This window comes from Catenovulum sediminis (assembly GCF_007289895.1).
GTDB classification, from domain to species: Bacteria; Pseudomonadota; Gammaproteobacteria; order Enterobacterales; family Alteromonadaceae; genus Catenovulum; species Catenovulum sediminis.
Genome location: NZ_CP041660.1, coordinates 3,043,680 through 3,058,795, shown reverse-complemented (window position 1 = coordinate 3,058,795; position 15,116 = coordinate 3,043,680). Strand labels below are relative to the sequence as shown.

Sequence of the window (15,116 nt, the reverse complement as noted above, 5' to 3'; positions counted from 1 at the left end):
TAAACTGATTGGACCAATAAAATTGAATAATATCACGACAGCCGATGTGCAATTTAACGAAAATGGTAACCCGATATCCGAAAAATATGATGATATCTACTTTTCTAAAGAGGATGGGTTAACAGAATCGTATGAGGTATTTCAAAATGGCAACAATCTAGTGGGACGCTGGCAAACTAACAACCATAGTCACTTCACCATTGCCGAAACGGGTTTTGGCACGGGTCTAAACTTTCTAGCGGTCTGCCAACGGTTTATAAACTTTAAACAAACACACCCTAGCGCACAGCTTAAAAAACTGCATTTTATTTCATTTGAAAAGTTCCCATTGGAAAAAAGCGCATTACAAACAGCATTAAAGGCTTGGCCGCAATTAACCTACTGGTCAAATCAGCTGTTGGCACAATACCCATATTTAGTTTCAGGCCCACACAGAATTCACTTTGATGGTAACATCACTTTAGACCTTTGGTTAGGCGACATTGCAGAGCAGATGCCACAAATGCAAAATGTGAGCAATGGCTTTATCGATGCGTGGTTTTTAGATGGATTTGCACCCAGTAAAAATCCAGATATGTGGCAACAAAGCCTATTTAATAACATGGCTTTTTACTCTAAACCCAATGCAACCTTTTCTACATTTACGGCGGCTGGATTTGTGCGTCGCGGTTTAATCGAGGCTGGTTTTAACGTTGAAAAAGTAAAAGGTTTTGGTTACAAACGAGAGCGTATACAAGGCGTTTTAATCCATAAAAAGAATACTGACAGCGCAAAGCCTAAATGGAACATCTACCCAATTGAGATGAGTCCAAGTAAAAAAGTTGCTATTGTTGGCGGCGGTATTGCAGCAGTTACAACGGCGCTGGCACTGGTTCAACGAGATTTTCAAGTTGAGCTGTACTGCCCAACTTTAGAGACAGATGGTGCTTCAGGAAATCAACAGGGTGCCATTTATCCCATGTTACAAAACAACCACAATGCTTTTAGTGAGGTCAACCTTAAAGCATTTCAATTCAGCCAACAATATTATCACTACTGGCAATCTAAATTTGATTTCGATGCTGATTTTTGTGGCCTAATTCAATTAGCTTTTTCTGATATTGTAAAAGAACGTCAAAACAGTCTCGTTGAAGGGGAACTCTGGCCGCAATCCGTTTTTCAAGCATTAGATGCAACGCAATGCAGCGAGGTTGCTGGCGTCTCAATAGATACAGGCGGCCTCTACTTCCCGGACGCAGGCTGGATTAACCCAAAAGCGTTTGTAAAGGCAGCCAAAACATATTTAGCCCAATGTCGGAAGGTGTCTATTATTTCGGATGCTGAATTAGTTGACATACAAAAAATAGAATCTCATTGGCGTTTAAAGTTTGATTGTGAATCCGCTCAGTTTGAAACTATCACGCCTTCTGTCGTTTTAGCTTTGAGTCACAATAGCCGCGATTTTAGCTACACCCAACATTTAAGTTTGTCGCCGGTTCGAGGTCAGATTACACATATCAACAGTCATGCATCGTTAAAAAACTTAAACACTGTGTTATGTCACAAGGGATATTTAACCCCCGAAACAAATAATCTGCATTGTATTGGCGCAACCTACAAACATGGCCAAACGGACAGCCAGCCAACCAGTCAAGATAATCTGAGCAATTTAGCCTTACAAAAAAAACATCTGCCAGCTTTATCGGACGAGTTGAGCGAAAAAAATGTTAGCGGCGAGCGAGCGTCTATTCGCAGTGCAACACCAGACCACCTGCCAATGTGTGGTTTAGTGAATTCACCGCAATACCTGAAAAAATCTCTGCTATGTAAAAACAGACGTTATAAAGACCCATTACCTGAAGTTGACAATATTGGTTTGTATGTTTTAACTGGACTCGGTTCGCGTGGGTTAACAACCGCTCCTTTACTTGCTGATTGCTTAGCTTCGGTGATGGCGGGAGAGGGGTTGCCATTACCGAGCTTTGCAATTGAGGCGCTGCATCCCAATCGTTTCATATTTAGAGGGTTGAAACGTGGGTTGGAGGTAAACAGCTAAATCAACGTGGTATTTTAAAAACGGTCTTAGGTCTATCTTGATAATGTTTTTTTAATTCTGAAATATCATTGCCCAATAGTTGAATAGAAGAAAGCACCTCATTCATCATATTAGGTTCATCAATAATTATTTCATTAATTAATAAATCAACTTGATCCAAAGATATATCCTGTGACATAAAACACCTAGAGTATGCTGACTTAATCAAGTTATCGACCCTAGAAAAATTAACTTAAGTATATTTTCACTTTTTTTGGAGGCCCTATGGATTTACACAATACCCACCAAGACGACTGGGCTCTGTTTTGTGAAGAAGTCTCTGACGTCAAACCTATCGAACAAGACATAATCCATGTGCCTAATACTAAAAAGAATGAAAATGGCGCGCGGCTTAGAGCGGCATTAAATCAAATCAATGAACTTGAGGAAAATCAACTGACCACTGGGTTTGTTGAAGCTGTAGATCCTTATGACATTATTGCTTACAAAAAAGAAGGCGTACAAGACGGTGTGTTTAAATCGCTAAGGCAAGGTAAATACCGGGTAGAGTCTACATTAAATATAAGCAAGTTATCCGTAGAAGCAGCTCGTTTAGAAGTTTTTAAATTTATTACGCAAAGCCATGAAAATAACATCCGCTGCGTACTACTAGTGCATGGATTAGGGCTTAAAAACAAACCTCATCCTGCCCGCCTTAAAAGTTATATTAACGCCTGGTTACCGAATATTGATTTAGTATTGGCTTGCCATAGTGCAACCACACAACTGGGCAGCTATGGTGCAACGATTGTATTACTGAAAAAATCAGCTGAGAAAAAACGCGAAACGCGTGAGAGAATTCAAAAACGCTTAGGCTAATAGTTTTTTCCGAATAGGCGAAAAGTTAAATTCGATTAGCCAAGTTTGGTTCACTTGATATATCCTTAGCCGACCTTAAATAAAGATTTATCTTAAATAGAGCTTTTGTCCACTTACCGGACGTTTTTTATGCAAATTTACGCACTATTTAAATTTTTAAAATTTAAAACGATTTAATTGGAGAATAATGATGAGCGAAGCCAGACACTGCCGTCTGTTGATATTAGGTTCAGGACCTGCGGGTTATACAGCTGCTGTTTATGCTGCACGTGCCAACTTAAACCCTGTTTTGATAACAGGCATGCAGCAAGGCGGTCAGCTAACGACGACCACCGAGGTCGAAAATTGGCCTGGTGATGCGCATGATTTGACCGGTCCAGCTTTAATGGAAAGAATGCAAGCTCATGCCGAGCGCTTTGAGACTGAAATTTTATTTGATCATATCCATACCGTCGATTTTTCAAAAAAACCTTATACATTGACCGGAGATGCAGGCAGTTATACATGTGATGCACTTATCATCTGTACCGGTGCTTCTGCTAAATACTTAGGTTTACCTTCTGAAGAAGCCTTTCAGGGGCGTGGTGTTTCAGCCTGTGCAACATGTGATGGATTCTTTTACAAAAACCAGAAAGTAGCCGTTGTGGGCGGCGGTAACACTGCGGTTGAAGAAGCTTTATACTTGTCAAACATTGCTTCAGAAGTGCACTTGGTTCACAGAAGAGAAACTTTCCGCTCAGAAAAAATCTTAATTGACAGATTGATGGATAAAGCTGAAAACGGCAACATTAAGTTACATTTAAATCGTACCTTAGACGAGGTTTTGGGTGATGATATGGGTGTAACAGGGATGCGCCTTAAAGATACACAAAATGATGCAACAGAAGAATTAGAAGTTGCAGGCGTATTTATTGCAATTGGTCATAAACCTAACACCGATATTTTCGCGGGACAGTTAGAAATGAAAGACGGCTATATTATCACTCAGTCTGGATTACAAGGAAATGCGACAGCGACAAGCGTAGAAGGTGTCTTCGCTGCCGGTGACGTGTGTGATCATATCTATCGCCAAGCCATTACTTCTGCCGGCACAGGCTGTATGGCCGCTTTAGACGCTGAGCGCTATTTAGACGCGCTTAAATAATTTAACTATCGTATCTATATCGTATCTATTGAGCTAAACTTTCTAGTTTAGCTCAATCTCTGTGGAGGTTTAAAATAGCACTCTACGAACTGGACCCAGATCATCTACACTTTCCCCCGCCTCAACTAGCATTAGCGTCCCCTAACGGCCTATTAGCGATTGGTGGGGATTTATCTGTTGAGCGCCTTATAAGTGCATACAGTAACGGCATTTTCCCTTGGTACAACCCTGGTGAGCCTATTTTATGGTGGAGCCCTGATCCGCGCGGTGTCATTAAGCCAGAGCAAATCACAGCAAACCGCAGTCTTAAAAAATCTATCCGCAAATATAACTATCGCTTCACGCTAAACCAATGTTTCTCTGCGGTTATCGATAATTGCGCTAAACTTAGAGAAAGAAATGAAGGAACCTGGATCAATAAGGATATACAAACAGCCTATAACAATTTACATCGTGCAGGATATGCACACTCACTTGAAGTATGGAGCAATGATCAATTAGTGGGTGGTTTATATGGTGTGTTGCTGGGTTCATTGTTTTGTGGTGAGTCGATGTTTCATTTAAAAACAGATGCTTCAAAAGCAGCTTTCAATTGTTTAGGGAAACATTGTCTAGCAAACGGTGTGCAACTAATTGACTGTCAGATGGTGAATCCTCACTTGCAAACTTTGGGCGTGTATGAAATGCCTCGCAAGGATTTTTTGAAGATAGCAGCTCAACTTATTCACCAACGCAATCATTCAAAAAGCTGGCTGCCGCAGGAGCTCAATTATGGGCCATAATATTCCAATTCAATTTGGTATTTCTGAAGAGTTTAGCTGTGACTACTTGCCTCAAAATAAAGAAAGATTGTTGGTCGCGCTTGATAATATCGTATACAACCCAGCCAACTACGAAAAATTAATGGAGATGGGTTTTAGGCGCAGCGGCGCGCAAGTATACCGACCGCATTGTAATTTATGTAGTGAGTGCCAATCCATTCGGATACCGGTCATTAAGTTTGCAGCCAGTAAAAATCAAAAACGCGTTATTCGAAAGTGCGCTAACTTTATGGTAAAGCTTAATCTCAATCAAACTGATCCGCTTACTTATTACTCACTTTATGAAAACTATATCAACACACGTCATGCCGATGGCAGCATGTACCCTGCTAATGTTGAACAATATTTAAGTTTTGTCGAAGCCCATTGGTTACAAGTTGGATTTTTAGAGATTTATGATAAGCAAAAATTGATAGCGGTCAGTGTCATTGACTGCCTGCCTAACTGTTATTCCGCGGTTTATACTTTTTTTGATCCCGATTACCAAGCCTATTCGCTTGGCACCTTTGCAATATTGCAACAGATTGAATTGACGCGTTTAAGCGCACGGCAATTTTTATATTTGGGTTATCAGGTAGACGGTTGTAATAAAATGAATTACAAGTCGAAATTTTATCCACATCAGAGATTAGTACAAAATAAATGGCTTAATGTAGAAAAAACCAGCTAAACCTTTACATACGGTGAAGCTTAGGGCATGATCTGCGCGAATTTTTTATACGGCTTAAAATACTGAGGTTTTTAACTGAATGGCGAAAGAAGATTGCATTGAAATGCAAGGTACAGTTTTAGACACTTTACCTAATACTATGTTCCGGGTTGAACTTGAAAATGGTCACGTTGTGACAGCGCATATTTCAGGAAAAATGCGTAAAAACTATATTCGAATTTTAACGGGCGATACAGTTACTGTTGAAATGACGCCATACGACTTGTCTAAGGGTCGTATCGTTTTCCGCCAGCGTTAATACAGTAAAACAATGTGTGTTTATTATCAAACACACATTGTTTGCTCACCACACCATACAATCCGTTTAGTCTGTACTCTCAGCTTCGGCTTGTTCACTTTCATACTGAAAACTGAGTTCATCACCATTTACAGTAATAGTTACACTTCCGCCTTTACTGAGCGCACCAAACAATAATTCGTTCGCTAACGGTTTTTTCAAGTTTTCTTGTATGACGCGAGCCATCGGCCTTGCGCCCATCGCTTTATCATAACCTTTTTCCGCTAACCACTCTCTGGCATCGCTTTGCAAATTAAGTGCAACACCTTTTTTATCCAATAATGATTCTAGTTCGGCAATAAACTTATCAACCACCTGAACAATAATTTCCGGTGTTAAGTGATTAAACCAGATAATATTATCTAATCGGTTGCGAAACTCGGGTGTAAAGGTTCGATTGATTTCCTGCATGGCATCTGTACTGTAATCCTGTTGCTGGAAACCAATAGATTTACGAGCTGTTTCTTGTACCCCCGCATTTGTGGTCATGACAAATACCACGTTTCTAAAATCAGCTTTACGCCCATTATTATCGGTTAACGTGCCATGATCCATCACTTGCAACAGGATATTAAAGACATCTGGGTGTGCTTTTTCAATCTCATCCAATAAAACGACTGAGTGCGGATGTTTGATAACTTGATCGGTCAATAACCCCCCCTGATCAAAACCAACATACCCCGGAGGCGCGCCTATTAATCTGGAAACTGCATGACGCTCCATATACTCAGACATATCGATGCGAATTAGTTCAATACCAAGTGCCTTTGCCAACTGCTGGGTTACTTCGGTTTTCCCCACCCCTGTAGGGCCTGCGAATAAAAAGCTACCAATAGGTTTAGTTTCATCACGTAAACCAGAACGGGCCAATCGAATCGCGGAGGTCAATGTTTCTATTGCAGGGTTCTGGCCGAACACTACCATTTTAAGGTTTCGTTCAAGATTTTTTAACACCGCTTTATCTGAAGACGAAACTGATTTTTCAGGAATACGTGCTATTTTTGCAATGATTTGTTCAATGTCTGCCACATTTACCGTTTTTTTACGTTTGCTCACCGGTAATAAACGCTGGCTTGCACCGGCTTCATCAATAATATCAATTGCTTTATCTGGTAGCTTACGCTCGTTAATGTATTTGGCAGACAATTCTGCCGCTGCACGCATTGCTTTGTGGGTAAACCGAACACCATGATGTTCTTCGTAGCGCGATTTTAACCCCATCAGTATTTTCGTCGTATCGTCAACCGACGGTTCAGTCACATCTACTTTTTGAAAGCGGCGAACCAAAGCTCGGTCTTTTTCAAAAATCCCCTGGAATTCCTGATAGGTCGTTGAACCAATACATTTGATTTTACCACCCGATAGCAGAGGCTTGAGCAAATTAGACGCGTCCATCACGCCACCAGATGCAGCACCAGCACCAATAATGGTATGGATTTCATCAATAAAGAGAATCGCTTGCTGATCTTTCTCCAGTTCTTTTAATAAATTTTTAAAGCGTTTTTCAAAGTCGCCTCGATATTTAGTGCCTGCTAACAAAGCCCCCATATCCAGAGAGTAAATTGTCGCTTTCTCAATAACTTCAGGTACATCGTTATTGACAATTCGATAAGCTAACCCTTCCGCAATAGCGGTTTTGCCAACACCGGCTTCACCGACCAATAAAGGATTATTTTTACGGCGACGACATAAAACCTGAACAGTACGCTCTAGTTCTGCTTCTCGTCCAATTAACGGGTCTATTTTGCCTTGTTCCGCTTCTTTGTTTAAATTTGTAGAGAAAGAGCGCAATACACTGCCACCTTCAACAGCCTCGCTGCTTTCTTCACTTTCAATTGCTGGCGATTCATTGATATCTTCATTCTCGGTTTTTTTGATTCCATGAGAAATAAAGTTCACAACATCTAGTCTTGATACGTCTGCTTTTTTCAATAAATAAACAGCTTGTGATTCTTGTTCGCTAAATATCGCAACAAGCACATTGGCTCCGGTTACTTCAGATTTACCGGAAGACTGCACATGAAACACGGCTCGCTGCAAGACACGCTGAAAACCTAAAGTAGGTTGAGTCTCGCGCTCTGTGTCATCTTTAGGAATAACAGGGGTAGTTTCGTGAATAAAAGTTGAAAGTTCTTGCTGGATTTGCTCCAGTTGAGCACCACACGCTTCAAGCGCTTCTCTAGCAGCAGGATTACTCAACAACGCCAGTAATAGATGCTCTACCGTCATAAACTCGTGACGGTGCTGTCTTGCGTCTCTGAAAGCTTCGTTTAACGTTGTTTCTAGATCTTTATTTAGCATAAGGTACTCCACAGGCTAACAAAATTTTGCGTCCTTACCATTACGCTTGTTCCATAGTGCACATCAAGGGGTGCTGGTTCTCACGCGCATACTGATTAACTTGAGCCACTTTTGTTTCGGCTATTTCAAAAGTAAAGGTGCCACAAACTCCTTTACCCTCATAATGTATAGTCAACATGATTTGCGTTGCTTTTTCAGTATCCATCTTAAAAAACTTCGTCAATACCTCAACCACAAAATCCATTGGGGTATAATCATCGTTGTTTAATATAACTTTATATAATGGTGGCGGCTTAAGTGCCTGCCTGACCGCTTCCTTTAATTCCCCATGATCAAATTCAGGGTTATTCTGTTTACTCATAATTCAAATATAGCTCGCGATTTACCGAATGCACAAAGATTTTACCTTATTCGTCAAATATACGCTTTTTTTATTTAATTAGCTCAATTTAACTTGACTAGATGCGTAATTTATCTACAGTTGATATGTAGTCGCTTTATCTGATTTTCAAGCGGTATTCAGATTTCGACTCAAGTCGCGATTATTTAAATCGACCCTGTTCAAGATTCAGAAGGAATAGTAGTATGGCTACAGGTAAAGTAAAATGGTTCAACAATGCTAAAGGTTTTGGTTTCATCGTACCAGAAGGCAAAGAAGAAGACGTGTTTGCTCATTACTCGACAATAAGCATGGATGGGTACCGCACTCTAAAAGCCGGCCAAGAAGTTGAGTTTGAACTTGAAGAAGGTCCAAAAGGACTGCATGCAACCAACATCAAATTATCTGATATGGTTAAATAAATGACCGTTGAAAAACACGAGATAAAAAAAGCAGCTTAAGCTGCTTTTTTTGTTGGTCTTCATAGTGAGTCTTCATACAAGATAGACAACCCTACTACCGTCATTCATCAGCAGGCCAGCCAAAAGGTATTTCAGGCACATCAATGCCCCTTGCTTGCAGCGCTTCAGGTACGCTTAGCGTTGTATCACTTGAAGCCCATAAATCGTTAGCGTAAGCGAGATCCGCACTTTCGTCTGCGATGTCTCCCAAAGCCCCGCTTGCATCAATGTCAAATACAAAACTAGCTAAGCCATCATAGTCACAGCTGTTGGTCGGTGCATAGGCTATATTGGCTCTATGAGCTGTCCCGTCATAGAGGCCGGTCGACTCATCATAATCGATATGTTGTCTTTGCGTATAAGGCTGTAATGTATGATCATTGTTCGGACCCGCCCAGTTACATATAAACCCTTTGATCCAACCATCAGTATTGTCTATTGTATCCCCATATCCATAATGTGCTTCACCATTGGCTAAATCAGGATCATTTAATCCAACCGTTATAATTCGACTATGAGAATCATGGGCACCGGCTTGCCACACATAGGTGTATTCACCTTCTATCGTTTGTTGGGAAAAATTAGCGCCAAAAATAGCAAAGTTTTCACTCCAACCATCTGGATTACTAACACTATCATACAGGTTGTCTACATCAACTAAGCCATCCGCATTATATGCATTGCTGACATCGTGGCCACATAATGTTGCGGTTCGAGCCTGCAACGCGATATCACTACCATCGCGACTATAGCTGAGTGAACCAGCCAAACTTCTTTCATCCAAAGCACAGTTTCCCCCTTGAAACTCAATGCCCGCGACGCCAACCTCACCTTCTACCAAATAACTGAGATTTCCATCATATATCGAGATGTCTGAGCCTGGCATATGGTTCATTTCCAACCAAATATCATAGTCATGACCGTCAACCTGATAGGCAAACTCTACGCTGTACACCCATGCATCATCCGCTCTGCTGATAACTGCAGAAGTAAAATTGATATCCGATAAACCTAGGTTATCCATTGCCACGGTTAAATCTAAAGACTCTTCATCTGCAGGTAAACTTTCTCCCTCCGCGATTGCAGTCGATACCATACTCGCCAATGTCATTAAGGCCATTCGACTTTGACTTTGTACGCCGCGCAGTAAACTATTGGTTTGTGCAACTGAACAGGCTTGTCCATTGTCAGCAGAAGTTAACCAGATGCCAACATCACCAGATGGTAAAGTGCCATCTTCCATATCAGAACTCGTTGCATCGACATGACCTTGGTAAGCGATTTCGGGGCCAAAACAATTTGCATTGTGACCACGCCGATAAAAAGCTTCCACCATAAAATCATCGCGCAATGGCGTCATGCCATTAAGTACTCTAGCTATTCGTCTGGTCGCCCAAATATAATGCGGAACAGTGCCAAGCGGCCGTTGCGCACTGGCCGCAGATGTATCTGTCTGTGTGTCTATTTCGTCAATAAATGGGGATGAAGCGGCTAAGCCAACCGGAAAGATTTTTTCTGCAGTGGTTTCGACTTGATCCGGATAATCATGCGGCTCTTGCTTATCATGATCATCCGTTTGTATTTCAACGGAACACGCAGTACAAAACAAAGCTGCGCTGATTACACTTAGTTTTCTCTTCAACATAATAATGCCTGTATTTTATTTTTCTTTGCAATATTAAATTTATTCTAAATTGACAGAAATGCTAGGTTTGATTAATTAAAATATTAAATAGCGCACATTAACGCAATCTTTCAAAAGCAATTATTTTATTACGCTGATCAACTAAAAGTCGAAACCGACCAACAATACCTCGACTGTCAATATGCGCTTTTAATCGATTTACCGGAACTTGCACCTTGACGCCATCTTCACTGATTAAGAGCACATCATTAAGCATCCCCGTGTACAAGTTGTAACATTCGACATAGGTAATATTAAGTGAGAAAAAGTAAGCTTTAAATGCGGTTGTCATTTGAGTCTATATTATATGCTGGGGGAGCAGCGAGCTACCCCAGCATCTTATCGAGTGATTTAGCTACAGGTCTAATGTTTTAGAAATTTTTTCGTATAAATCTTTTGAAAGATTATCGAGTTCAAACAAACGGCTTAATTCTGCTTTTATCAGCACTTGCCGCGGTTCGTCTAGCTTTTTAAATTGAATTAAAGGCGTTATCATACGCGCGGCTATTTGCGGATTACTGGTATTCAGACGCTCAATCACTCGCCCCAAATATTGATACCCCCGACCTGTTTTATGATGGAATTGGCTATGATTAAACATGGCAAACTGCGCGATCAAAGCACGCACCCGGTTTGGGTTGTTCCAGTTAAAGTCTGGATGATTTTGTAATTCGTCTAGGTTCTGTAGTATTTGCTCTGAATCACAGCGTGCGTGTACAGAGAACCATTTATCCATCACTAATGCATCACCACGCCACTTCTCATCAAATGACTGCATTATGTCTTTAAATAGTGAGCCACCGACTAAGCTAGCCGCTTGCATGGCCGCTAACGTATCCGTCATATTGTCTGAATTTTGATATTGAGTCTCGATGATTGTGCGCACATCATTATTTTCATCACTCGCGGCGAGCAATAACAAACAGCTATTGGCGAGCGCTCGTTTTGCGATCGCGTCTTGGTGATACTCATATGTTTGGGCGTGATTTTTGTTATAACAACTAACCAGCTGATCATTTAAGTTTTTAATGATAAATTGTTCGAGCGATTTGCGCGCCTGAATCACTGCATCTACGTCAACTGTATCCATTGTTTCCATAATAGAAGCAAAACTCGGTACTTTTAGTATTTCAGCCAACAAAGCTTTATCAGTTGACGCATCTTGTATTAAAGCAGCCAGTATGTCACAAATAATGCTTGGGTACTGATAGCTACTATCCTTAATACCCTGAGTAATATGTTTAATGTACAAATTCTGCATCAGCTCCCACTTTGTATACTGACTGCTTTCTGCTGGTATTAAACAGGCTAACGCATCATCCGAATATTGATAAACTAATTTAACGGGTGCTGAAAAGTCACGCAACAGACTGAAATAAGGTTTGACTTCGGTCGAAAATTCGAACGTCTGTTCAGCCTCTGTTAAATTAACAACTTGTTCAGCGCCACCTGAGACATCTAAAGCCTCTCCTGCGGTATTAAAAAAAGCAATATTGATCGGTATATGCAACGGTTGTTTAATCTTTTGATCGGCCGTAGGTGGATTACTTTGTTTAATCGTCAACTTAAGTTTGTTTTCCGCTGCAAGATAAGCTTCTTCTACCTTTACAACTGGCGTACCACTTTGTGAATACCATAATCTAAACTGAGTGAGATCAACCCCAGATGCATCCTCCATCGCCGCAACAAAATCGTCACAGGTCACCGCTTGTCCATCATGACGAGAAAAATATAATTGCATACCCTGCTGAAATCTATCCTCTCCCAATATGCTATGCATCATGCGAATCACTTCAGCACCCTTGTCATAAACTGTCACTGTGTAGAAATTATTCATTTCTATGACAGATTCCGGACGTATCGGATGAGACATTGGGCTGGCATCTTCAGCAAATTGGTGCTCTCGCATAACCTTAACTTGTTGAATTCGATTTACAGCACGCGAGCCCAAGTCCATACTAAACTCTTGATCTCTAAAGACGGTTAGCCCTTCTTTTAAACTAAGCTGAAACCAATCACGGCAAGTTACACGATTGCCCGTCCAATTGTGAAAATACTCATGCCCGACGATAGATTCAATACTTAAGTAATCATTGTCGGTTGCACTGTCACTGTCAGCCAACACACATTTAGAATTAAAAACATTGAGGCCTTTATTTTCCATCGCCCCCATATTGAAAAAGTCGACCGCGACAATCATATATATATCTAAATCGTATTCTAAATTGAATCGTGATTCATCCCACGCCATCGCTTGTTTTAGCGATGTCATCGCATGTGGTGCTCGCTTCAAGTTTCCTTTGTCAACAAATAGCTCTAAAGTGACATTTCTACCGTTTTTTGTCGTATAGACATCCCGTAAAACGTCAAAATCACCGGCCACTAAGGCAAAAAGATAACAAGGCTTTTTGTATGGGTCGAACCAAGTCACTTTACTACGTCCATCTTCCAGTTCAACTTCATTTACTTTATTGCCATTTGACAATAAATAAGGGAAGTTTTTTCTATCTGCAATAATATGAGTTGTAAACTTAGCCAACACATCAGGACGATCCTGATAATACGTGATGCGCCTAAACCCCTCTGCTTCACATTGAGTACAATATGCGCCGGCAGACAAGTATAACCCTTCTAAAGCAGTGTTATTAACCGGATCAATTTGAGATTTTATCGTCAATGTAAATTGCTCAGGTAGCTCAGTTAAGGTCAGTGTTTCCTCTGTTAACTGGTATTTCTCTTGTGCTAAAACCTGCCCATCTAATGAAACTTGCAGCAATTTTTGGTGCTCACCATTTAACACTAAGTCAGCGTTATTCTGACCGTTTCGCTTATATTGTGCTGTCGAGGTAACAATTGTTTGTTCGCCATTTAATTCAAATACCAACTCGACTTCATCAACTAAAAAAGGCGGTACTGTGTAATCTTTTAAATATTTCGCGCGCGCAGCAGTCATTTCATTTTTCATACAAAAAACACCTTATGTCATAAGACATATTAAAATTTTACCAACCCGATCAAATTTACAAATACAAGAATAATGATCAAAGGCGTTACAAATTTGAGAAGCACTCGAAGTACAGCATATGTCACTGGTGCTAATGCCAATTCAGTTTCAAAGCTGTTTGAATGGACTTTCCAGCCCGCAAACAAAGCTATTAATAACCCACCAATAGGTAACATGATATTAGCAGTCAAGTAATCCAACAGGTCAAATAAAGTTTTGCCCTCGCCCATAAAGCTCACCAGTGCCCATGATTCACCGGTAAATGAAAAGACAGTTAATAAACTTAAACTCCATAAACCAAATCCTGCCAATACCGCAGCTTGTGGTCGCTTATACCCTCGCCGCTCGACCAGCCAAGCAACACTGGACTCAATTAACGCGATGGCTGATGTAAATGCGGCAAAAACCAGCATCACAAAAAACAATGTTCCAATAACCCGGCCCGCAGGCATTTGACCAAACGCTAACGGCAATGTCTGAAATATCAATCCAGGCCCTGCGCTAGGTTCTAGCTGATTGGCAAACACGATAGGAAAAATAGCCAAACCGGCTAACAGTGCAACCAGCGTATCAGCTATTGCAATCCAAATTGAGGTTTTAACGATTGATGTTTGTTCTGGTAAGTACGCACCGTACATCAGCATCACACCAGAAGCCAAACTTAAAGTGAAAAAAGAATGCCCTAATGCGGTCAAAACACTATTAATTGTGAGCTTACTAAAATCGGGTGCGAACATAAATTCTACAGTGTGTGCGAACTCGCCATAAAAGCCGGAATAAACCACAATCACTAACAATAAGAATAACATGCCAGGCATCATAAAACGGGTGGCTTTCTCCAATCCATTTTGCAAACCTTTTGCCACAACAATAACGGTTATCAATAAAATGACACTGGTCCAACAGATTAACTGCACTGGCGAAGTTAAAAACAAAGCAAAGGTGTCACTTAAATATTCCGGCGAAGCATCGACAAAACTGCCACCTGCGGCTTTAAATACATAGGCAAATGCCCAACCGGCAATAACAGCATAAAAAGACAAAATTAAATAACCAGCCAAAACCCCCATCGCACCAAAGGACTGCCAGAGAGGATGTGCGTTATTTTCCTTAGCGACTTTAGCGACCGCCCGCATTGGGCTTTGTCGACCTTTTTTACCGACATAAACTTCCGCTATCATGACAGGGATACCGATAATCGCAATGCAGAGCAGATAAACAAGCACAAAAGCGCCTCCGCCATTCTCCCCCATAATGTATGGAAACTTCCAAATATTACCCAATCCGACGGCAGCACCGGTCGCCGCTAAAATATATGCGAATCGATTAGACCACTGGCCATGTACGATGTCTTTATGGTTCGCAGACATGACTCTCTCCGATGAGTTTTATAATAATTTAGATACAAAAAAGCTCTGTAAA

Annotated in this window: 14 protein-coding genes; 7 read left to right on the top strand and 7 right to left on the bottom strand. The window is 40.9% G+C overall.

Annotated elements, in window-relative coordinates:
- Positions 1-22 precede the first annotated feature (22 nt).
- Positions 23-2,035 carry a bifunctional tRNA (5-methylaminomethyl-2-thiouridine)(34)-methyltransferase MnmC2/FAD-dependent 5-carboxymethylaminomethyl-2-thiouridine(34) oxidoreductase MnmC1 gene (gene mnmC / locus FNT16_RS12925; RefSeq protein ID WP_185976596.1) on the top strand — a complete coding sequence of 671 codons (2,013 nt, stop codon included), beginning with the start codon at positions 23-25 and terminating at the stop codon, positions 2,033-2,035.
- Position 2,036: 1 nt separating this feature from the next.
- Here the strand turns inward: mnmC and FNT16_RS20385 are convergent, their stop codons facing one another.
- Positions 2,037-2,213 carry a hypothetical protein gene (locus tag FNT16_RS20385; protein ID WP_185976595.1) on the bottom strand — a complete coding sequence of 59 codons (177 nt, stop codon included), beginning with the start codon at positions 2,211-2,213 and terminating at the stop codon, positions 2,037-2,039.
- An 86-nt stretch (positions 2,214-2,299) separates the two neighbouring features.
- Between FNT16_RS20385 and smrA the strand changes: the two genes are divergently transcribed.
- The 5 genes from smrA to infA all read left to right on the top strand — a co-directional run bounded on the left by smrA (position 2,300) and on the right by infA (position 5,826).
- Positions 2,300-2,893 (top strand): DNA endonuclease SmrA, encoded by a 594-nt coding sequence (gene smrA / locus FNT16_RS12920; RefSeq protein ID WP_143871970.1) that lies wholly within the window; start codon positions 2,300-2,302, stop codon positions 2,891-2,893.
- A gap of 190 nt (positions 2,894-3,083) precedes the next feature.
- Complete coding sequence (gene trxB / locus FNT16_RS12915; protein WP_143872968.1) at positions 3,084-4,037, top strand: thioredoxin-disulfide reductase; 954 nt, start codon at positions 3,084-3,086, stop codon at positions 4,035-4,037.
- Between the two features lie 74 nt (positions 4,038-4,111).
- Positions 4,112-4,819 carry a leucyl/phenylalanyl-tRNA--protein transferase gene (gene aat / locus FNT16_RS12910; RefSeq protein WP_143871969.1) on the top strand — a complete coding sequence of 236 codons (708 nt, stop codon included), beginning with the start codon at positions 4,112-4,114 and terminating at the stop codon, positions 4,817-4,819.
- A complete protein-coding gene (locus FNT16_RS12905; RefSeq protein ID WP_185976594.1) occupies positions 4,809-5,528 on the top strand; it encodes an arginyltransferase in 720 nt (239 codons plus the stop codon). Before aat ends, FNT16_RS12905 begins: the two co-directional genes overlap by 11 nt.
- 79 nt (positions 5,529-5,607) lie before the next feature.
- A complete protein-coding gene (gene infA / locus FNT16_RS12900) occupies positions 5,608-5,826 on the top strand; it encodes a translation initiation factor IF-1 (RefSeq protein ID WP_017445978.1) in 219 nt (72 codons plus the stop codon).
- A gap of 66 nt (positions 5,827-5,892) precedes the next feature.
- On the opposite strand, the gene clpA is transcribed toward infA, so the two are convergent.
- Positions 5,893-8,166 carry an ATP-dependent Clp protease ATP-binding subunit ClpA gene (gene clpA / locus FNT16_RS12895; protein WP_143871968.1) on the bottom strand — a complete coding sequence of 758 codons (2,274 nt, stop codon included), beginning with the start codon at positions 8,164-8,166 and terminating at the stop codon, positions 5,893-5,895.
- A gap of 40 nt (positions 8,167-8,206) precedes the next feature.
- A complete protein-coding gene (clpS, locus tag FNT16_RS12890; RefSeq protein ID WP_143871967.1) occupies positions 8,207-8,527 on the bottom strand; it encodes an ATP-dependent Clp protease adapter ClpS in 321 nt (106 codons plus the stop codon).
- 224 nt (positions 8,528-8,751) lie between these two features.
- Between clpS and cspD the strand changes: the two genes are divergently transcribed.
- The gene (cspD, locus tag FNT16_RS12885; protein WP_143871966.1) at positions 8,752-8,967 is read left to right on the top strand and encodes a cold shock domain-containing protein CspD; all 216 of its coding nucleotides are present in this window, start codon (positions 8,752-8,754) and stop codon (positions 8,965-8,967) included.
- A gap of 100 nt (positions 8,968-9,067) precedes the next feature.
- Here the strand turns inward: cspD and FNT16_RS12880 are convergent, their stop codons facing one another.
- From FNT16_RS12880 to FNT16_RS12865, 4 genes are all read right to left on the bottom strand, one after another.
- Positions 9,068-10,651, bottom strand: coding sequence for a hypothetical protein (locus FNT16_RS12880; RefSeq protein ID WP_143871965.1), 1,584 nt, complete (start codon positions 10,649-10,651; stop codon positions 9,068-9,070).
- A 97-nt stretch (positions 10,652-10,748) separates the two neighbouring features.
- Entirely contained in the window at positions 10,749-10,982 is a 234-nt protein-coding gene (locus FNT16_RS12875; RefSeq protein ID WP_143871964.1) for a DUF2835 family protein, read from the bottom strand.
- A 63-nt stretch (positions 10,983-11,045) separates the two neighbouring features.
- Positions 11,046-13,643: an aminopeptidase N gene (gene pepN / locus FNT16_RS12870; RefSeq protein WP_143872966.1), complete on the bottom strand. Its 2,598-nt coding sequence runs from the start codon at positions 13,641-13,643 to the stop codon at positions 11,046-11,048.
- A gap of 41 nt (positions 13,644-13,684) precedes the next feature.
- Positions 13,685-15,064 carry a sodium-dependent transporter gene (locus FNT16_RS12865; RefSeq protein WP_143871963.1) on the bottom strand — a complete coding sequence of 460 codons (1,380 nt, stop codon included), beginning with the start codon at positions 15,062-15,064 and terminating at the stop codon, positions 13,685-13,687.
- Positions 15,065-15,116 lie beyond the last annotated feature (52 nt).